Here is a 17,911-nt window from a genome sequence, read left to right on the forward strand (position 1 = left end):
GTCAGTAGGTCCTTTCGACGGCCCGGGTCTCGGCGCGGGGCAGGTACTTCAGGCCGAGGAGCAGATACCCGACGGTGAGCGCGGCGCCGGTCGCGAGACGGGGGACGAGTTCGGCGAGGGTCTGTCCGCCGGTGAGGGAGCCGTGCAGCACGTCCATGGCGGCGGTGGTGGGGAGGGCTTCGGCGAGCCATTGGGCGGGGGCGGGCAGGTAGTCGCGGGGGAAGGTGAAGCCGCCGAGGAGGCCCAGCACGACGAAGACGGTGTTCTGCGAGATGTGGGCCTCGCCGGCGGCGATCATCAGTCCGCCGAGTCCGACGCAGAGGGAGAAGACCGCGCAGACGAGGGCGGTCGCTCCGGCGAGTGCGCCGAGGGGTGAGGCGACGGGGACCGAGATGCCGAGGGCGGCGACGACGACGCCGAGGGTGAGGAATTCGACGAGGCTGCTGAGGACGGCGAAGGCGGTGAACCCGAGCAGGTAGGGCAGGCGCCCGGCGGGTGCGACGAGGAGCGCGGCGAGCGTCCCCTGGCGCTGTTCGGTGATCAGCGCCTTGGCCGACCAGAGGATGAGGCGGACGGTGAACTGGAAGGCCGTCGCGCCGACCGCGATGTAGGCGAGGTAGGCGGTGGTGCCGCTGCCGCTGCTGAAGTCCTCGCCGACGCCGCCGCCGCCGATGGCGTGGAAGCCGAGGTACGCGAGCGAGATCGTGAGTGCGGCCGGAAGCACCGTGCCGACGGCGTAGGTCCATGGGTAGGCGCGTCTGGTCGTCTGCCAGGTTCGCCATGCGGTTGCCCGGGCTGTGGGCACTGTCCCCTCCCCGAGTGAGTTTCCATTGGGAACTTGGAGTCAGTTTCTATCGGGAACTCACTCCATGGCGCAAGATGGTTCCGCACCGCACCGCAGTACCCGCCCCCGTTCCGCGCGGCGGTCGGGGCCGCACAGCCCCGGAGAGGAGACACCATGGCCAGAGCAGTACCGGAACGGGACGCCGCCTGTGCCATCGCCCAGGCCGCGGCCGTCGTCGGCGACTGGTGGAGCCTGCTCCTCGTACGCGAGACGGCCCGCGGCCGGCACCGCTTCGACGAGCTCCAGCACGAACTCGGCATCTCCCGCAAGGTGCTCACCGAGCGGCTGGCGCACCTGGTCGACAGCGGCGTCCTGGAGAAGGTCCCGTACCAGCAGGGGCCGGTGCGTCACGAGTACCGGCTCACCGCCGCCGGCCGGGCGCTGCTCCCGGTGCTGGTGTCGATGCAGGACTGGGCCGACCGGTGGCTGCTGGGCGACGGCACGTTGACGGCGTCGGCGGACGAGGACAGCGCGGAGACCCGCCGGACCCACGCACTGCCGGGCACCCGGCTGCCGCGGTTGACGCTGCCCGCGCACACCGGGACCGAGCTGGACCCGGTCGACCGCGACCGGGCGGCCACCGTGCTGTTCTGCTACCCGGCCACGGGCCGGCCCGCCCCGCTGCCCGACGGCTGGGCCGGCATTCCCGGCACGGTCGGCTGCACCCTGGAGAACCGGCTCTTCCGCGACGCGTACGGCGACTTCACCGCGGCGGGCGTCGCCGTGCGCGGCGTGAGCACCCAGCGCCCCGACGAGCAGCGCGAGTTCGCGAAGGCCGAGGACATCCCGTTCCCGCTGCTGTCCGACATGGACGCGCGGCTGTCCGCCGCACTGCGCCTGCCGACCTTCCGGGCCGGACAGGCGCTGCGTCTCAAGCGTGCGGTTCTGGTCCTCGACCGGGAGCGCACGGTACGGCATGTGCAGTTCCCGGTGACCGACATCCCGGAGGCCGTCCGGTCCGCCCTCCGCGTGGCCCGGGGGCTCCGGGAGCCGTAGGGGGCCGGAGAGCCGCGGGACGGCCGGGAAGCCCGCCCCGAGGGACCGACGAGCGCGGCGGCTACGGCGCCAGGCGTTCGACGCGCCAGCCCGCGTCCGTGCGGACGTAGCGCAGGCGGTCGTGGAGGCGGTTCTCGTGCCCCTGCCAGAACTCCACGGTGTCGGGCACGACGCGGATGCCGCCCCAGTGCGTGGGGGCCGGGATCTGTCCGCCTTCCTGGTAGCGGTCGTTCAGTTCCTCGTAGCGCCGCAGCAGTTCCGCACGCGAGGCGATCACCGTGGACTGGTCGCTCGCCCACGCACCCAACTGGGAGCCGTAGGGGCGGGTGCGGAAGTACGCGGCGGTCTCCTCGCGGCTGATGCGGGACGCCGTGCCGGTGACGATGATCTGGCGCTCGAGCGGGTGCCACGGGAAGAGCAGCGAGACATACGGGTTGGCGTCGATCTCGCGGCCCTTGCGGGACTCGTAGTTGGTGAAGAAGACGAAGCCGCGGGCGTCGTACTGCTTCAACAGCACGGTCCGCGAGGACGGCCGGCCGTCGGGCGTGGCCGTCGAGACGATCATCGCGTTGGGCTCCAGCAGGGCGGCCGCGGCGGCCTCGGCGAACCACTGGGCGAACTGTTCCATGGGGCCCGCGGCGAGGGCGCTCTCGTCGAGCGGGGTCGAGCGGTACTGCTCGCGCATGACGGCGGGGTCCGGGACGACGAGTTCCGTCTCTGCCGGGTCGGGCGCGGGCAGGCCCGCGACGGTCACGTCCGGGGGGCCGGGTTCGGGGGCGGCGGCATGGTCGGTCACGAGCACATCCTGCCGCAGGGACCGAGTTTGCCCGGCACGGAGTGCCGTCAATCCTCCCGGCACGAAATGGGGCAGTGTGCCGGATGTCACGCTTCCCCGCACCCGTGGGACCGGCCAAAATCTTGGGTCGGGCCGCTGTGGCCTCCATACAGCAGGGGATATCGTGCCTGCCTCCCGGCGGTCCGGTGACAACCGGGGCCGCACGGGGCATCACCGGGGTGACCGACCCACGACCGTCGGCCGCCGCATGCCGCACACGTCTGGTCGCACACGTCTTGAGGAGCCGCCTGATGTCCGACTTCGTACCTGGACTCGAGGGAGTCGTCGCGTTCGAGACGGAGATCGCCGAACCGGACAAGGAGGGCGGCTCGCTCCGCTACCGGGGCGTCGACATCGAGGACCTGGTCGGGCACGTCTCGTTCGGAAACGTGTGGGGCCTGCTGGTCGACGGCGCGTTCGATCCGGGTCTGCCGCCCGCCGAGCCGTTCCCGATCCCGGTGCACTCCGGTGACATCCGGGTCGACGTGCAGTCGGCGCTGGCGATGCTCGCCCCCGTCTGGGGTCTCAAACCGCTCCTCGACATCGACGCCGCGCAGGCCAGGGACGACCTGGCGCGGGCGGCCGTCATGGCGCTGTCGTACGTGGCACAGAGTGCCCGCGGCCAGGGTCTGCCGATGGTGCCGCAGAGCGAGATCGACAAGGCGGAGTCCATCGTCGAGCGCTTCATGATCCGCTGGCGCGGCGAGCCCGACCCGCGGCATGTGAAGGCCGTCGACGCCTACTGGACCTCGGCCGCCGAGCACGGCATGAACGCGTCCACGTTCACGGCCCGCGTCATCGCCTCCACGGGCGCCGATGTGGCCGCCGCCCTGTCGGGCGCGGTGGGCGCGATGTCCGGACCGCTGCACGGCGGCGCGCCGTCCCGGGTCCTCGGCATGATCGAGGAGATCGAGCGCACCGGCGACGCGACGGCTTACGTGAAGCGCGCCCTGGACAAGGGTGAGCGCCTGATGGGCTTCGGCCACCGTGTGTACCGCGCGGAGGACCCGCGGGCCCGTGTGCTGCGCCGTACCGCGAAGGAACTGGCGGCGCCGCGCTTCGAGGTGGCGGAGGCGCTGGAGAAGGCGGCGCTGGAGGAGCTGCACAACCGCCGCCCGGACCGGGTGCTGGCGACGAACGTCGAGTTCTGGGCCGCGATCATGCTGGACTTCGCGGAGGTCCCGGCGCACATGTTCACGTCGATGTTCACCTGCGCCCGTACGGCCGGCTGGTCGGCGCACATCCTGGAGCAGAAGCGGACCGGCCGCCTGGTGCGTCCCTCGGCGCGTTACGTGGGCCCGGGCCCGCGCAGCCCGCGCGAGATCTCGGGCTTCGGGAACATCGTCGACTGAGCGCTGCGCATGGCGCCACCACGCAAGCGACGGGACAATAATGCTTGCATGGCAATCGTTCATGTACGCGAGGTGCCGGAGGAGACGCTGACCACGCTCAAGGTCAGGGCCGCTCGCTCCGGCCAGTCCCTGCAGGCGTATCTGCTCCAGCTCCTCACGGGTGAGGCGGCCACGCTCACTCCGGAGGAGGCGGCGGAGCAGGCGCTCCATCGCTGCCCGCGGTCGGGTCACCGCTGATGACGTCAGCGACGTCATCAGTGAGATGCGCGAGGCGCGCAGGTGAGCGCGCTCGTGCTCGACACCTCCGCCCTGGTGGAGTTCCTGGTCGGCTCGGACGAGCTTGCGGAGCGCGTCCGGTCACGCACGTCCGGTCGACGGCTGGCGGCACCGCACGCCGTCGACCTGGAGTGCGCTTCCGTGTTGCGCGGGCTCGTGCGAGGCAAGAAGCTCCCCGAGGAGGAGGCGGCACGGGCACTCGATCTCCTGGGCCGCATGCAGCTTCGCCGCTACGACCATGTCCCGTTGCTGCCACGCATCTGGGAGCTGCGCCACAACATGTGGCCCTGCGATGCTTCGTACGTTGCTCTCGCTGAATCGCTCGGCAGCGAACTGCTCACGGTGGACGCGAAATTCGCAGGCGCTCCAGGCCTGCGCTGCAACGTGTCGAACCTGCGCACCGCTTAGGCCAGCCCCTCCTCGACCAGTGCCGCCCACTGCGCCACCACTCGTTCCCGGCGGGCCGCGTCGTCCGTGAGGAGGTTCGCGAGGCCCAGACCGCGGGCCATGTCGAGCAGGCCCTGCACGGTCTCGCGGACGCCGGGGCGCGACTCGTCCGCGTTCAGCAGGCGGACGGCGATGCGGTGGGTCTCGCGGCCGACCTTCGCCTCGAGCTCGGTGACCCGCGGGCGCAGCTGCTCCTCGTTGGACGCCGCCACCCACAGATGCAGCGCGGCGCGGAACAGCGGCCCGGTGTAGAGGTCGACGAGGGCGGCGACGACCGCCGTACGGTCCTGCGAGGGGAGCTCCCGCAGCGCCTGTGAGCGCTCCTCCGCCACGTATTCGACCGCCGCGGTGAACAGGTCCTCCCTCGTCGGGAAGTGGTGCTGGGCCGCCCCGCGCGAGACGCCGGCGCGCTCGGCGACCACCAAGACCGTGGAACCCGCCCAGCCGACCTCGGCCAGGCACGCCACCGCGGCCTCCAGCAGCCGCTGCCGGGTCGCCCGGCTGCGGTCCTGCTTGGGGGCCTTGGCGGTCGGTGGCGTCACAACACCCATGCGGGGTCCCGTCGTTCGAGGAAAGCCGTCATCCCTTCGCGCGCCTCCGACGATGCGAACAGCGACGCCGAGCGCTGGACCAGGTCTTCGGCGTCCCGGTCGAAGGCTGCCAGCACCCTAGCGGTGACCAGTCGCTTCGATGCCGCCAGCCCTTGCGGCGAGGCCCTGCGCAGCCCGTCGAGGACGGGCGCGAGGGCCGCGTCGACGTCGTCGGCGGCGAGGGTGAGCAGCCCGCTGCGGGCTGCCTCGACCGCATCGAAACGCTCCCCCGTGAGGTAGTGGCGCTCGGCTGCCCGCGGCTCCATGCGGGGCAGCAGCGGCAGCGAGATGACGGCGGGCGCGACCCCGATGCGGACCTCGGTGAACGCGAAGTCCGAGCCGGTGGTCGCCGCCGCGATGTCGCAGGCCCCGACCAGGCCGAGCCCGCCGGCCCGCACATGCCCGGCGACCCTCGCCACCACCGGCTTGGGCAGGGCCACGATCTGCCGCAGCAGCGCGACGAACGCGTACGGGCTGGGCGGTGCCTTCAGGTCCGCGCCCGCGCTGAACGTCGAGCCGGTGTGGGTGAGCACCACCGCCCGTACGGACGGGTCGCCGGCGCACTCGGTGAGTGCGGCGGCGAGCTCGCCGACGAGCGCCGACGAGAGGGCGTTGCGGTTCGCCGGGGCGTCGAGGATCAGGGTGGTGACGCCCCGGTCGTGGGCGGTGGCGACGGTCATGCGCTACTCCTTCGTACCGGTCGTGCGCTGCTCCTCCGTACCGGTCACGGGCTATTCCTTCGTACCGGTCTCGCGGTCCCGCAGCTCCCGTCGCAGGATCTTCCCCGACGCGGCGCGCGGGACACCGCCGATGAACTCGACCCGGCGGACCTTCTTGTACGGGGCGACGCGCCCGGCGACGAACGCCAGGACGTCGTCCTCGGTGAGAGACTCGGCGCCCGGCTGCCGCACGACATACGCCTTCGGGATCTCGTTGCCGTCGTCGTCGTGCACGCCGATCACGGCCGCGTCCGCGATCGACTCGTGCGTGAGCAGCAGTGCCTCCAGTTCGGCGGGGGCGACCTGGAACCCCTTGTACTTGATGAGTTCCTTGACCCGGTCGACGACGTACAGCCAGCCGTCGTCGTCGACCCTTCCGACGTCGCCGGTGTGGACCCAGCCGTCCGCGTCGATCATGGCGGCGGTGGCGTCCGGCCTGCCGAGGTAGCCCTTCATCACCTGCGGGCCGCGGATGACGATCTCGCCGTCCTCGCCGGTGCCCAGTTCCCTGCCGGAGCCGTCGAGGTCGAGGATGCGCATCTCGGTGCCGGGCAGCAGCAGCCCCACCGCGCCGGGCGGGGGGTCCTCGGCGTCGAGCGGCACGGCATGGGTGCCGGGCGACAGCTCCGTCATCCCGTACGCCTGCCGTACCGGCGGCAGCCCGAGCCGCTTCGAGCACGCCTCGGCCAGGTGCGCGTCGAGCGGTGCGGCGGCGCTGAGGACGTACTCCAGGGACGACAGGTCGTACGTGGCGACCGCCGGGTGCTTGGCCAGGGCGAGGACGACGGGCGGGGCGACGTACAGCCCGTTGATGCGGTGCTCCTGGATCGCGCCGAGGAAGGTGTCGAGCTCGAAGCGCGGCAGCACGACGACCGTCGCGCCCTGCCGGAGCGGGGCGTTCATCAGAGCGGTCGAACCGTAGATGTGGAAGAAGGGGAGGACGGCGAGGATGCGGTGCCCGACGCCCGCGGGGGCGAGAGGGGCGAGCTGCTCCAGGTTGGTGGCGATGGAACGGTGGGTGAGCATCACGCCCTTGGGGACACCGGTGGTCCCTGACGAGTACGGCAGCGCCGCGACGTCCTCGGACGGATCGATGTCGACGACCGGTTCGGGCGCGGTGGAGCCCAGCATGTCGAGCACACTCACATGCCCTTCGGCCTGGTCGCAGACGAAGATCTCCTCGACCCCGGCGGCGAGTTCCGCGGCCCGCCGGGCCACCTCCAGCAGCGGGGAGACGGTGACGATCCAGCGGGCGGAGGAGTCGCGCAGCTGCTTGGCGAACTCCTCCGCCGTGGAGAGCGGGTGGACGGTGGTGACCGTCGCACCGGCCCGCGTCGCCCCGTAGAAGACCGCCGGGTAGGCGATCGTGTTGGGGCTGTGCAGGGCCAGCACGTCGCCCTTGCGCAGACCGGCGTCGGCGAGCGCGGCGGCGATCCGACGGTGGAAGTGGTCGAGCTGCCGGTACGTGACGGTGGTGCCCTTCACACCGTCGATCAGGGCGACGGTGTCGCCGTACTCGGCGGCGCGGGCGAGCACGGTCTCGTGGATGGGTTCGACGACGGCCGGGACATCTGCGTATCTGCTGCGGAACACCATGGCGGTCCCCTCGGCGTTGGGTTGCACGGCCAGAATGCTGAACGGCCAGAATGTCGTCTGTCAGTACGACTTGGGGAGGCCCAGGGACTGGTGGGACACGTAGTTGAGGATCATCTCCCGGCTGACCGGGGCGATCCGGGCGACGCGGGCGGCCGCGATCAGCTTGGCGAGGCCGTACTCACGGGTGAGTCCGTTGCCGCCGAGGGTGTGCACGGCCTGGTCGACGGCCTTGACGCAGGCCTCACCGGCGGCGTACTTGGCCATGTTCGCGGCCTCCCCGGCGCCGATGTCGTCACCGGCGTCGTAGAGCGCGGCGGCCTTCTGCATCATCAGCTTGGCGAGTTCCAGCTCGATGTGGGCCTGGGCCAGGGGGTGGGCCACGGCCTGGTGGGCGCCGATGGGCGTCTTCCAGACCTGGCGGGTCTTCGCGTACTCGACGGCCTGCGCGAGCGCGAACCGGCCCATGCCGATGGCGAACGCGGCGGTCATGATCCGCTCGGGGTTGAGCCCGGCGAACAGCTGGAGCAGGCCGGCGTCCTCGTCGCCCACGAGTGCGTCGGACGGAAGCCGCACGTCGTCGAGGACGAGCTCGAACTGCTTCTCCTGCGCCTGGAGTTCCATGTCGATCGCCGACCGCTGGAAGCCTTCCGCGTCGCGGGGGACGATGAACAGGCACGGCTTCAGCTTCCCGGTGCGGGCGTCCTCCGTGCGGCCGACGATCAGGGTGGCGTCGGCGATGTCGACGCCGGAGACGAAGACCTTGCGGCCGGTGAGCACCCAGCCCTCGCCGTCCCGGCGGGCGGTGGTGGTGATCCGGTGCGAGTTCGAGCCGGCGTCGGGCTCGGTGATGCCGAAGGCCATGGTGAGGCTGCCGTCGGCGAGCCCCGGCAGCCAGCGCCGCTTCTGCTCCTCCGTACCGAAACGGGCGATGACGGTGGCGCAGATGGCGGGCGAGACGATCAACATGAGGAGCGGGCAGCCGGCGGCGCCGGACTCCTCGAGGACGATGGACAGTTCGCTGATGCCGCCGCCTCCGCCGCCGTACTCCTCGGGGAGGTTCACGCCGAGGTAGCCCAGCTTGCCCGCCTCCGCCCACAGGGTGGCCCGGTCGAAGTCCTTGCCGTGCCGGCGGCCCAGTGCGGCGACGGCCTCGCGCAGGTCCGTGTGCTCCTGGCTCTCGATGGCGTTCATGACGCGGTGTCCTCCTGTGCTTCCTCGGTGACGACGGCGAGCAGGGCACCGACCTCGACCTGGCGGCCGGGGACGGCGTGGAGCGCGGTGAGCGTGCCGGAGGCGGGCGAGAGGACCCGGTGCTCCATCTTCATGGCCTCCAGCCAGACGAGCGGCTGTCCTTGGGCGACCCGCGCTCCCTCGGTGACGCCGTCGCCGACCCGGACGACGGTCCCGGGCATGGGCGCGAGCAGCGACCCGGGCACGGCCCGGTCCTGCGGGTCGGTGAAGCGGGGCCGGACGGCGAGGGCGTGGGCGCCGACGGGCGAGTCGACGTACGCGGTGTCGCCGTGGACGGCGACGTCGTAGTGCCGTACGACGCCGTCGGTCTCGAGCGCGACACGGTCCGGCCGCGCCGACACCACCCGCACGCCGGGCCGGTCGACGAGCTCGAACCCGCCGTCGCGGGTGGGCCGGTAGCGGATCTCGTGGTCGCCGTAGGTCTTGAGCTGCGCCTGCGAGGCGAGGTTGCGCCAGGCGCCGCCGAACCGGCCCTGGCGGCCGGCCGCGTCGGCGATCGCCGCGGCGACGGCGGCGTGCGCCTCGCCGGGGGCGGGGCGCGTCAGCTCGTCGAGGTTCCGCTCGTAGAAGCCGGTGTCGAGCCGCCCGCCGGTGAAGTCGGGATGCTCCAGCGACGCCACGAGCAGGTCCCGGTTGGTCCGGGGGCCGTGGATGCGCGCGCGCCGCAGGCTGTGCGCCAGCCGGCGGACCGCCTCCGCCCGGGTCGGCGCCCAGGCGACGACCTTGGCGACCATGGCGTCGTAGTGCACCCCGATCACGTCGCCGCCCCCGTACCCCGCGTCGACCCGCACCCAAGGGCTCCGCCCCCGGCCACCGGGATGCGCCCCGCCGGCCGCCTCGGGAGCGGCCGCAGGGCGGGGCTCGCCGGCACCCGGTGCACCCGGTGCGCCGTGCGCGGGGCCGACCGCGCCCGTGGCCCCGCGTGCCGGGGCGACGCCCTCGGCACTGGGGGACGTGCTCGCGCCGGGTCCGCTCTGAGCCGGCCCGCCGGACGTGGACCACCTCGCACCCACGGCACCGGCGGCGCCTGGGGCGCCATCCGCCGGGTGGGCCGTGCCCGCGGTTCCGGGTACCGGGACGGAGTGCCCGGCACCGGGGGGCGTGCCCGCGCGCAGCACCGGGGGGACAGCGGGGGTGTGGGGGGCGGAGCCCCTCGCGTGCAGGGGCGGGTGGGTGGGGAAGCTCAGCTCGTGCAGGGTGCCGGTCTGCGGGGCCCACCCCGCGGCCGGGTCCTCCGCGTACAGGCGCGCCTCGATCGCGTGGCCCGTCGCCGGCGGCGGGGCCGCGGGGAGCGGCGCGCCCTCGGCGACGGCCATCTGGAGGGCCACCAGATCCACCCCGAACACCGCCTCGGTCACGGGGTGTTCGACCTGGAGGCGGGTGTTCATCTCCAGGAAGTGGGCCCGGCCGTCCTCGTCGACGAGGAACTCGACCGTGCCCGCGCCCCGGTAGTCGACGGCACGGGCGGCGCCGGTCGCCAGCTCGTGCAGTTCGGCGACCAGTTCCGGCGGGAGGCCCGGCGCGGGCGACTCCTCGATGACCTTCTGGTGGCGGCGCTGCAGCGAGCAGTCACGGGAGCCGAGCGCCCATACCGTGCCGTGCGCGTCCGCCACGATCTGGACCTCGACGTGGCGGCCGTTCTCCACGTAGGGCTCGACGAACACCTCTCCGTCGCCGAACGCCGACGCCGCCTCCGAGCTCGCCGCCGCCAGCTCCCCGGGGAGGTCCGCCAGGGACCGGACGACGCGCATCCCGCGGCCGCCGCCGCCCGCCGCGGCCTTCACCAGGACGGGGAGGTCCGCCTCCGTGAGCGACGCGGGGTCCAGGGGTGAGAGGCCCATGAGTTTCTTGGCGCGGGTCTTGGACGCCATCGCCTCGATGGCCTCCGGCGGAGGCCCGATCCACACAAGTCCCGCGTCCGCGACCGCCCGCGCGAAGCCGGCGTTCTCGGAGAGGAATCCGTACCCGGGGTGCACGGCGTCCGCGCCGGCCGCGAGGGCGGCCTTCACGATCAGCTCGCCCCGCAGATACGTCTCGGCGGGCGCCGCCCCCGGCAGCCGTACGGCCGCGTCCGCCTGCCGTACGTGCAGTGCGCCGGCGTCCGCGTCGGAGTGCACCGCGACCGTGGCAACGCCCAGTTCACGGCAGGTGCGGAAGACACGGCACGCGATCTCGCCCCGGTTGGCGACGAGCACGGTGGAAATCACAGCTGGGCCCCTCACATTCGGAAGACGCCGAAGCCGCCGCGCGCGCCCTCGACCGGTGCCGTGTGGATCGCGGACAGACACAGACCGAGGACGGTCCGGGTGTCACGGGGGTCGATGATCCCGTCGTCGTACAGCCGCCCGGACAGGAACATCGGCAGGGACTCGGACTCGATCTGCGCCTCGACCATCGCGCGCAGACCGGCGTCGGCCTCGGCAGCCTTGTCGTCGTACGGCTGCCCCTTGGCGGCGGCCGAGGCCCGCGCGACGATCGACAGAACGCCCGCGAGCTGCTGCGGGCCCATGACGGCGGACTTGGCGCTCGGCCACGCGAACAGGAAGCGGGGGTCGTAGGCCCGGCCGCACATGCCGTAGTGCCCGGCGCCGTAGGACGCGCCCATCAGCACCGACAGATGCGGCACCCGGCTGTTCGACACCGCGTTGATCATCATCGCGCCGTGTTTGATGATGCCGCCCTGCTCGTACTCCTTGCCGACCATGTAGCCGGTGGTGTTGTGCAGGAACAGCAGCGGTACGTCACGCTGGTTGGCCAGCTGGATGAACTGGGCGGCCTTCTGCGACTCGGCGGAGAAGAGCACGCCCTGGGCGTTGGCCAGGATGCCGACCGGATAGCCGTGCAGGGACGCCCAGCCGGTCGTCAGGCTGGCGCCGTACAGCGGTTTGAACTCGTCGAAGTCCGAGCCGTCCACGATCCGCGCGATCACCTCGCGCGGGTCGAACGGTGTCTTCAGGTCCTCGGGCACGATGCCGAGCAGTTCGTCCGCCGCGTACTTCGGTGGCTCGGCGGGTGTGGGGGTCCCCCCGCCGGAGGCAGGGGCAGGATCGGCGTGCGCCTTGCGCCAGTTGAGGCGGGCGACGATCCGCCGGGCCTGCCGCAGCGCGTCGGGCTCGTCGAGCGCGAAGTGGTCGGCGAGCCCGGAGGTGCGGGCGTGCATCCGGGCGCCGCCGAGCGACTCGTCGTCGCTCTCCTCCCCGGTCGCCATCTTCACCAGCGGCGGGCCGCCGAGGAAGACCTTCGACCTGTCCTTGATCATGACGGTGTGGTCGGACATGCCGGGCACGTACGCGCCGCCCGCCGTCGAGTTGCCGAAGACGACGGCGATCGTGGGAATGCCCGCGGCGGACAGCCGGGTCAGGTCGCGGAAGAGCGCCCCGCCGGGGATGAAGATCTCCTTCTGGGAGGGCAGGTCCGCGCCGCCGGACTCGACGAGGGAGATCACCGGCAGCCGGTTGGCGAACGCGATCTCGTTCGCCCGCAGCGCCTTCTTCAGGGTCCACGGGTTGGACGCCCCGCCGCGTACGGTCGGGTCGTTGGCGGTGATCAGGCACTCGACGCCCTCCACGACTCCGATGCCGGTGACGAGCGACGCGCCCACGGGGTAGTCGCTGCCCCAGGCGGCGAGCGGGGACAGCTCCAGGAACGGCGTGTCCGGATCGAGCAGCAGCTCCACGCGCTCCCGGGCGAGCAGCTTGCCGCGCCCCCGGTGCCGGGCGACGTACTTCTCGCCGCCGCCCGCGAGGGCCTTGGCGTGTTCGCCGTCCAGCTCGGCGAGCTTGTCGAGCATGGCGGCGCGGTGGGCGGCGTATTCGGGGCCCGTCACATCGACGGCCGAGCCGAGAACGGTCACAGCAGTGCCTCCGGGATGTCGACGTGCCGGGCGCGCAGCCACTCGCCCAGCGCCTTGCCCTGCGGATCGAAACGGGCCTGCGCGGCGACTCCCTCGCCGAGGATCCCCGCGACCGTGAAGTTCAGGGCGCGCAGATTCGGCAGGACGTGTCGTACGACGGTCAGCCCTGCGGTCTCGGGCAGCAGTTCGCGCAGCCGCTCCACGGTCAGTTCGTGGGCGAGCCAGCTCCAGGCCGCGTCGCTGCGGGCCCATACGCCGATGTTCGCGTCGCCGCCCTTGTCGCCGCTGCGGGCGCCCGCGACGAGGCCGAGCGGCGCCCGCCGGGTCGGCCCGGGCCCGGGCGGCTCGGGCAGCGCGCCCGGCCCGGGGTCCTCGAGGACCCGAGTGCGCCGCGGATGGGGCACGGCGACGCGCTCGCCGCCGGGCAGGACGGCGGTGTGCGGGACGTCGGCGGCGTCGACGTACGCGGCCTCGAACACCCCGTAGGGCGTGCCCTTGCCGGGCGGGGCGGTGACGTGGAAGCCGGGGTAGCTGGCGAGGGCCAGCTCGATCGCGGCGCCGCTGACGGCCCTGCCGACCTTGTCGGAGTCCGGGTCGCGCACGACGAGCCGCAGCAGAGCGGCGGCCCGTTCCTCGGTGTCGGCGTCCTCGTGGTCGGTGCGGGCGAGTTCCCAGCGCACTTCGGCGGGCCGCTGCTTGCCGAGCGCGTCCTCGAGCTGTTCGCGCACGAGTCGGGCCTTGGCGTCGATGTCGAGACCGGTCAGCACGAACACGACCTCGTTGCGCCAGCCGCCGAGCCTGCACAGGCCGGTCTTGAGGGTCGGCGGCGGCGCCTCGCCGCGCACCCCGGAGATCCTGACGCGGTCGGGGCCGTCGGGGTCGAGGCGTACGGTGTCGAGCCGGGCGGTCACGTCCGGCCCGGCGTAGCGGGCGCCGCCCGTCTCGTACAGCAACTGGGCGGTGACGGTGCCGATGTCGACGAAGCCGCCGGTTCCTTCGTGCTTGGTGATGACCGAGGTGCCGTCGGAGTGGATCTCGGCGAGCGGGAAACCGGGCCGGCGCACATCGCGGCCGGCCTCGGCGAAGAACGCGTAGTTGCCGCCGGTGGCCTGGGTGCCGCATTCGAGCACGTGCCCGGCAACGACGGCGCCCGCGAGCTCGTCGTACGCCTCCGGGCCCCAGCCGAACCGCCAGGCCGCGGCCCCGGTGACGAGGGCCGCGTCGGTGACCCGTCCGGTGACGACGACGTCCGCGCCGGCGCCCAGGCAGGCGGTGATCCCGGCGCCGCCGAGGTAGGCGTTGGCGGTCAGCGTGCCGGGGAAGCGGGCGGTGAGGTCGTCGCCCTCGACATGCCCGACCCGGACGGGGACGCCGACCTGGCCGGCCAGTTCCCGTACGGCGTCGGCGAGTCCGGCGGGGTTGAGGCCGCCGGCGTTGGCGACGATGCGGACGCCGCGTTCACGGGCGAGCCCGAGGGTGTCCTGGAGCTGGTGCAGGAACGTCCTGGCGTAACCGAGATCGGGGTCCTTGAGCCGGTCGCGGCCGAGGATGAGCATGGTGAGCTCGGCGAGATAGTCCCCGGTGACGATGTCCAGCGGCCCGCCGGTCAGCATTTCACGCATCGCGCCGAACCGGTCGCCGTAGAACCCGGACACGTTCCCGATGCGCAGCATCTACGCCGCCCCCTTGGGCTCACGGCCCTTGCCGGGCGGGCCGGCGAACGCCTGGGCGAGGTCCAGCCAGCGGTCGGCGTCCGCGCCGTCGGCCCGCAGGGCCAGGTCGGCGCGGTGGGCGCGCCGGGTGACGAGCAGGGCGAAGTCCAGGGCGGGCCCGGTGACACGCTGGGCGGCGTCCTCGGGGCCGTACGCCCACAACTCTCCGGCCGGGCCGGTGAGTTCGAGGCGGAACGGCTCGACGGGCGGCGTCAGGCCGTTCACGCCGTATGCGAAGTCCCTGGTGCGGAACCCGATCCAGGCGATCTGAGCGAGCCGGGCCGTGGGCGTGCGGACGGCGCCGAGCCCGTCCGCGACGTCCTGGCCGTGCGCCCAGGTCTCCATCAGTCGCGCGGTCGCCATCGACGCGGTGCTCATCGGCGGGCCGTACCAGGGGAAGCGGCTGCCGGGCGGGGCGTCGCGCAGCGCCCCAAGGAGCCGTTCGCGGCCCTCACGCCAGCGGGCCAGCAGTGTGGCGGGTGGCAGCGCGGCGCCCTCGGCCGCGCCGTCGTCGACGAAGGAGTGCGGCGCGGCGAGCGCCTTCTCCGCCTCCTCGGCGAAGGCCGCGGGGTCCGTGACGGCGACGAGGGCGACGGAGTCGGTCCAGGCGAGGTGGGCGATCTGATGGGCGACGGTCCAGCCCTCGGCGGGTGTGGCGGCCGCCCATTGCTCGGGGCTCAGGTCACCGACCAGCCGGTCGAGGTCTTCGCTTTCGCTGCGCAAGTCGTCGAGTACGACGGCCGGATGGGACACGGGACGCTCCCCTGTGGCACGGCGGTGTGTGCCCGGAGCATGGCAGCCCCCACAGAAACAAGCAAGCATGCTTGCTTTGATTTTACGGGGCCCGAATCCGTCGTCCACGCTTCACCGCAGGTCAACCGCATCCCGCCGCAGAATTGATTCTCTTTGAACCGCAAGGATGGTCCCTCAAAGGACTGTTGCGGCGCCCACGGCCCCCGCCTCACCTTGGGGGAACGCCCCCTCCCCCGGCGCCCGCGCCGTCTTCCAGGAGGACGGCAACCTCGTCATCCACGCACCGGGCGCGGGTGAGCGGTCCGCCGTGGCAACACGGCGGACCGCTTGCGGCATGCTCTTCCCGGCGCCGGGCGCCCGGCGACCGCCGGTCAGCCGGGCGGCGCCGGCTTCTTCGCCGCCGCCTGTGTCCGGACCGCCCCCATGCTCGCCACGACGACCAGCACGATCGCCAGCCCCTCGGGCGGCGAGAGCGCCTGGTTCAGCACCAGGAACCCGGCCGTCGCGGCGATCGCCGGCTCCAGGCTCATCAGCACCGCGAACGTCGCCGCGGGCAGCCTGCGCAGTGCCAGCAGCTCCAGGGTGTACGGCAGGACGGACGACATCAGCGCCACCGCGAGCCCCAGCCCCAGTGTCGAGGGCACGAACAGCCGCGACCCCGCCTCGACCAGTCCGAACGGCAGACTCAGCAGCGCGCCGAAGCCCATCGCCAGCGCCAGCCCGTCCGCCTGCGGGAAGCGCCGCCCGGTCCGGGCGCTGAAGATGATGTACGCCGCCCACATGCCGCCCGCGGCCAGCGCGAACGCGGCGCCGACCGGGTCCAGCCGGTCGAAGCCGCCACCGCTGAGCAGGACGACACCGCCGAGCGCGAGTCCCGCCCACAGCAGGTTCACCAGCCGCCGGGAGGCGATCACGGACAGGGCGAGCGGGCCGAGCACCTCGAGCGTGACGGCCGCGCCGAGCGGGATGCGGTCCACGGCCTGATAGAAGAGCATGTTCATGCCGCCCATCGCGGCACCGAACGTGATCACTGTGCCCCAGTCGGCACGGGAGTGGCCGCGCAGCCGCGGCCGGCAGATCACGAACAGCACGACGGCCGCGAGCACCAGCCGCAATGTGACGACGCCGAGCGCCCCGGCCCGCGGCATCAGCAGCACGGCGACAGCCGCCCCGAACTGCACGGACAGGCCGCCCGCGATCACGAGGGCGACGGGCCCGAGGGAGCGCCGGGCCCCGGAGGCCGGTTCCGGGCCTGCTCCGGGTGCGCGGGCCGCCGCGCCCGCCGCCTCCGGCAGCACGACCGCCGCGGTGCCCGCCTGCGCGTCGCCGCCCGGGCGCCCGCCGACGCCCGTGCACGATCCCGCGGACTGCGCGTCCTTCACCCCGGCCTCCCTGAACCGACCCGTCACCCCGTGCGTCCTCCCCACGCTACGGACCCGGGCGGCGCGCGTGAAATGCAATTCTCGCTGCGGTTATGCTCCGGACGTATGAGCATCGAGCTGCGTCACCTGCGCTGCTTCCTCGCCGTCGCGGAGGAGTCGAGCGTGACCAGGGCCGCGGCGCGGCTCGGCCTCACCCAGCCCAGCGTCTCCCGCGCGCTCGCCGCCCTCGAAGCGCACCTCGCCGTCCGGCTGGTCGACCGCTCGACCCACCATCTCGAGCTCACCGCGGAGGGCCGGGCCTTCCGCGACAAGGCCGCCGTCGCCGTCGCCGCGTTCGACGAGGCACTCGACGCCGGACGGCTTCCGCACCGGCCGCTGCGTCTCGGGCACGCCTGGTCGGCCCTCGGCCCGTACACGACCCCGCTGCTGCGCCGCTGGCGTACCGAGCACCCGGACACGGCGCTCGAGCTGCTGAGGATCGACGACCGTACGGCGGGGCTCGCCCGCGGCGAGGTCGACGCCGCCGTACTGCGCGGCCCGGTGGACACGCCCGGCGTCACCACCGAGCTGCTGTTCACGGAGCCCCGCGTCGCGGCCGTGCCGTCGGACGGTCCGCTCGCGGCCCGCGCCTCACTGACCCTGGCGGACCTGGCGGCCGGCCCGGTGGTCCTGAACTCGGTCTCCGGCCTGACCACCCTGGACCTGTGGCCCCCGGAGATCCGGCCCACGGCCACGGTCACGGTGGCCAACACGGACGACTGGCTCACGGCGATCGCCGCGGGCCGCGGCGTGGGCGCGTCGGTCGCCTCCACCACCCAGATGCACGCGCACCGCGGTGTCACCTACCGGCCGCTGTCCGACGCCCCGCGCGCCCCAGTCCACCTGGCGTGGCGCAGCGCGTCACCGCATCCGGCGGTCCGTCATCTGGTGGCGCTGGCCCGGTCGGTGGCCGAAGCCGCCTGAGAACGCCCGGCATGCCCGGACGGCTGACAGCGGCGCACCAGGAGCCGCCGGGCGAGCCGGACGCCCCGTACCGCCACGATCAGCAGCAGCACCGCCACGACGCACGCCGCAGCGCCGAGCGCGCCCGTCGAGGTCCCCCGCAACAGCGAGACGACGAACGAGCCGAGGCCCCTGTCCGTCGCCGCGCCCACCGGGTCCACCGCGATCGCCGACACCAGCAGTTGCGCGACGAGTGCGACGACGAGCAGGACCGCGCCCGCCCGCGCCAGCAGACCCACGATGCCGGCCCGCCCGACGCTCCCCCGCATGGCATCCGCCCCTTCCCGCGTGGTCGGCCGCCCA

The 17,911-nt window shown here is 73.2% G+C and carries 17 protein-coding genes; 5 read left to right on the top strand and 12 right to left on the bottom strand.

Annotated features, from left to right (window positions below; all coding sequences use genetic code 11):
* Nucleotide 1: 1 nt before the first annotated feature.
* A complete protein-coding gene (locus OGH68_RS15830) occupies nucleotides 2-805 on the bottom strand; it encodes an ABC transporter permease (protein WP_264244620.1) in 804 nt (267 codons plus the stop codon).
* A 153-nt stretch (nucleotides 806-958) separates the two neighbouring features.
* On the opposite strand from OGH68_RS15830, the gene OGH68_RS15835 reads away from it, so the two are divergent.
* A complete protein-coding gene (locus tag OGH68_RS15835; RefSeq protein WP_264244621.1) occupies nucleotides 959-1,840 on the top strand; it encodes a winged helix-turn-helix transcriptional regulator in 882 nt (293 codons plus the stop codon).
* A gap of 61 nt (nucleotides 1,841-1,901) precedes the next feature.
* Here the strand turns inward: OGH68_RS15835 and pdxH are convergent, their stop codons facing one another.
* A complete protein-coding gene (gene pdxH / locus OGH68_RS15840; protein ID WP_264250108.1) occupies nucleotides 1,902-2,525 on the bottom strand; it encodes a pyridoxamine 5'-phosphate oxidase in 624 nt (207 codons plus the stop codon).
* 401 nt (nucleotides 2,526-2,926) lie between these two features.
* Between pdxH and OGH68_RS15845 the strand changes: the two genes are divergently transcribed.
* From OGH68_RS15845 to OGH68_RS15855, 3 genes are read left to right on the top strand one after another with little or no spacing between them, the layout of a single operon-like run.
* Complete coding sequence (locus OGH68_RS15845; protein ID WP_264244622.1) at nucleotides 2,927-4,027, top strand: citrate synthase 2; 1,101 nt, start codon at nucleotides 2,927-2,929, stop codon at nucleotides 4,025-4,027.
* A 48-nt stretch (nucleotides 4,028-4,075) separates the two neighbouring features.
* The gene (locus OGH68_RS15850; protein WP_264244624.1) at nucleotides 4,076-4,264 is read left to right on the top strand and encodes a FitA-like ribbon-helix-helix domain-containing protein; all 189 of its coding nucleotides are present in this window, start codon (nucleotides 4,076-4,078) and stop codon (nucleotides 4,262-4,264) included.
* A gap of 42 nt (nucleotides 4,265-4,306) precedes the next feature.
* A complete protein-coding gene (locus tag OGH68_RS15855; protein WP_264244625.1) occupies nucleotides 4,307-4,711 on the top strand; it encodes a type II toxin-antitoxin system VapC family toxin in 405 nt (134 codons plus the stop codon).
* Here OGH68_RS15855 and OGH68_RS15860 read toward each other — a convergent pair.
* The 9 genes from OGH68_RS15860 to OGH68_RS15900 all read right to left on the bottom strand — a co-directional run bounded on the left by OGH68_RS15860 (nucleotide 4,708) and on the right by OGH68_RS15900 (nucleotide 16,519).
* The gene (locus OGH68_RS15860; protein WP_264244626.1) at nucleotides 4,708-5,301 is read right to left on the bottom strand and encodes a TetR/AcrR family transcriptional regulator; all 594 of its coding nucleotides are present in this window, start codon (nucleotides 5,299-5,301) and stop codon (nucleotides 4,708-4,710) included. The genes OGH68_RS15855 and OGH68_RS15860 overlap by 4 nt on opposite strands.
* Nucleotides 5,289-6,020: an enoyl-CoA hydratase family protein gene (locus OGH68_RS15865; RefSeq protein WP_264244627.1), complete on the bottom strand. Its 732-nt coding sequence runs from the start codon at nucleotides 6,018-6,020 to the stop codon at nucleotides 5,289-5,291. Before OGH68_RS15865 ends, OGH68_RS15860 begins: the two co-directional genes overlap by 13 nt.
* 51 nt (nucleotides 6,021-6,071) lie before the next feature.
* Entirely contained in the window at nucleotides 6,072-7,655 is a 1,584-nt protein-coding gene (locus tag OGH68_RS15870; protein ID WP_264250110.1) for a 4-coumarate--CoA ligase family protein, read from the bottom strand.
* Nucleotides 7,656-7,715: 60 nt separating this feature from the next.
* Complete coding sequence (locus OGH68_RS15875; RefSeq protein WP_264244629.1) at nucleotides 7,716-8,846, bottom strand: acyl-CoA dehydrogenase family protein; 1,131 nt, start codon at nucleotides 8,844-8,846, stop codon at nucleotides 7,716-7,718.
* Nucleotides 8,843-11,113 carry a biotin carboxylase N-terminal domain-containing protein gene (locus OGH68_RS15880; protein WP_264244631.1) on the bottom strand — a complete coding sequence of 757 codons (2,271 nt, stop codon included), beginning with the start codon at nucleotides 11,111-11,113 and terminating at the stop codon, nucleotides 8,843-8,845. The genes OGH68_RS15875 and OGH68_RS15880 overlap by 4 nt, the downstream gene beginning before the upstream one ends.
* A gap of 11 nt (nucleotides 11,114-11,124) precedes the next feature.
* The gene (locus OGH68_RS15885) at nucleotides 11,125-12,759 is read right to left on the bottom strand and encodes an acyl-CoA carboxylase subunit beta (RefSeq protein WP_264244632.1); all 1,635 of its coding nucleotides are present in this window, start codon (nucleotides 12,757-12,759) and stop codon (nucleotides 11,125-11,127) included.
* The gene (locus OGH68_RS15890) at nucleotides 12,756-14,432 is read right to left on the bottom strand and encodes an acyclic terpene utilization AtuA family protein (RefSeq protein WP_264244633.1); all 1,677 of its coding nucleotides are present in this window, start codon (nucleotides 14,430-14,432) and stop codon (nucleotides 12,756-12,758) included. The genes OGH68_RS15885 and OGH68_RS15890 overlap by 4 nt, the downstream gene beginning before the upstream one ends.
* Complete coding sequence (locus tag OGH68_RS15895) at nucleotides 14,433-15,224, bottom strand: TIGR03084 family metal-binding protein (RefSeq protein ID WP_264244634.1); 792 nt, start codon at nucleotides 15,222-15,224, stop codon at nucleotides 14,433-14,435.
* 371 nt (nucleotides 15,225-15,595) lie between these two features.
* Nucleotides 15,596-16,519, bottom strand: coding sequence for an EamA family transporter (locus tag OGH68_RS15900; protein WP_264250111.1), 924 nt, complete (start codon nucleotides 16,517-16,519; stop codon nucleotides 15,596-15,598).
* Nucleotides 16,520-16,711: 192 nt separating this feature from the next.
* On the opposite strand from OGH68_RS15900, the gene OGH68_RS15905 reads away from it, so the two are divergent.
* Nucleotides 16,712-17,569, top strand: coding sequence for a LysR family transcriptional regulator (locus tag OGH68_RS15905; RefSeq protein ID WP_264244636.1), 858 nt, complete (start codon nucleotides 16,712-16,714; stop codon nucleotides 17,567-17,569).
* On the opposite strand, the gene OGH68_RS15910 is transcribed toward OGH68_RS15905, so the two are convergent.
* Nucleotides 17,527-17,877 carry a hypothetical protein gene (locus tag OGH68_RS15910; RefSeq protein WP_264244637.1) on the bottom strand — a complete coding sequence of 117 codons (351 nt, stop codon included), beginning with the start codon at nucleotides 17,875-17,877 and terminating at the stop codon, nucleotides 17,527-17,529. The two genes, OGH68_RS15905 and OGH68_RS15910, sit on opposite strands and share 43 nt — an antisense overlap.
* Nucleotides 17,878-17,911 lie beyond the last annotated feature (34 nt).

The sequence above is a fragment of the Streptomyces peucetius genome, assembly GCF_025854275.1.
Lineage (GTDB): Bacteria > Actinomycetota > Actinomycetes > Streptomycetales > Streptomycetaceae > Streptomyces > Streptomyces peucetius_A.

What these genes read in the sequence shown, in the direction of transcription:
- OGH68_RS15835 (WP_264244621.1), top strand. Translation starts at nt 959, where the DNA reads ATGGCCAGAGCAGTACCGGAACGGGACGCCGCCTGTGCCATCGCCCAG.
- pdxH (WP_264250108.1), bottom strand. Translation starts at nt 2,525, where the DNA reads ATGCGCGAGCAGTACCGCTCGACCCCGCTCGACGAGAGCGCCCTCGCC.
- OGH68_RS15845 (WP_264244622.1), top strand. Translation starts at nt 2,927, where the DNA reads ATGTCCGACTTCGTACCTGGACTCGAGGGAGTCGTCGCGTTCGAGACG.
- OGH68_RS15850 (WP_264244624.1), top strand. Translation starts at nt 4,076, where the DNA reads ATGGCAATCGTTCATGTACGCGAGGTGCCGGAGGAGACGCTGACCACG.
- OGH68_RS15860 (WP_264244626.1), bottom strand. Translation starts at nt 5,301, where the DNA reads ATGGGTGTTGTGACGCCACCGACCGCCAAGGCCCCCAAGCAGGACCGC.
- OGH68_RS15865 (WP_264244627.1), bottom strand. Translation starts at nt 6,020, where the DNA reads ATGACCGTCGCCACCGCCCACGACCGGGGCGTCACCACCCTGATCCTC.
- OGH68_RS15870 (WP_264250110.1), bottom strand. Translation starts at nt 7,655, where the DNA reads ATGGTGTTCCGCAGCAGATACGCAGATGTCCCGGCCGTCGTCGAACCC.
- OGH68_RS15875 (WP_264244629.1), bottom strand. Translation starts at nt 8,846, where the DNA reads ATGAACGCCATCGAGAGCCAGGAGCACACGGACCTGCGCGAGGCCGTC.
- OGH68_RS15890 (WP_264244633.1), bottom strand. Translation starts at nt 14,432, where the DNA reads ATGCTGCGCATCGGGAACGTGTCCGGGTTCTACGGCGACCGGTTCGGC.
- OGH68_RS15905 (WP_264244636.1), top strand. Translation starts at nt 16,712, where the DNA reads ATGAGCATCGAGCTGCGTCACCTGCGCTGCTTCCTCGCCGTCGCGGAG.
- OGH68_RS15910 (WP_264244637.1), bottom strand. Translation starts at nt 17,877, where the DNA reads ATGCGGGGGAGCGTCGGGCGGGCCGGCATCGTGGGTCTGCTGGCGCGG.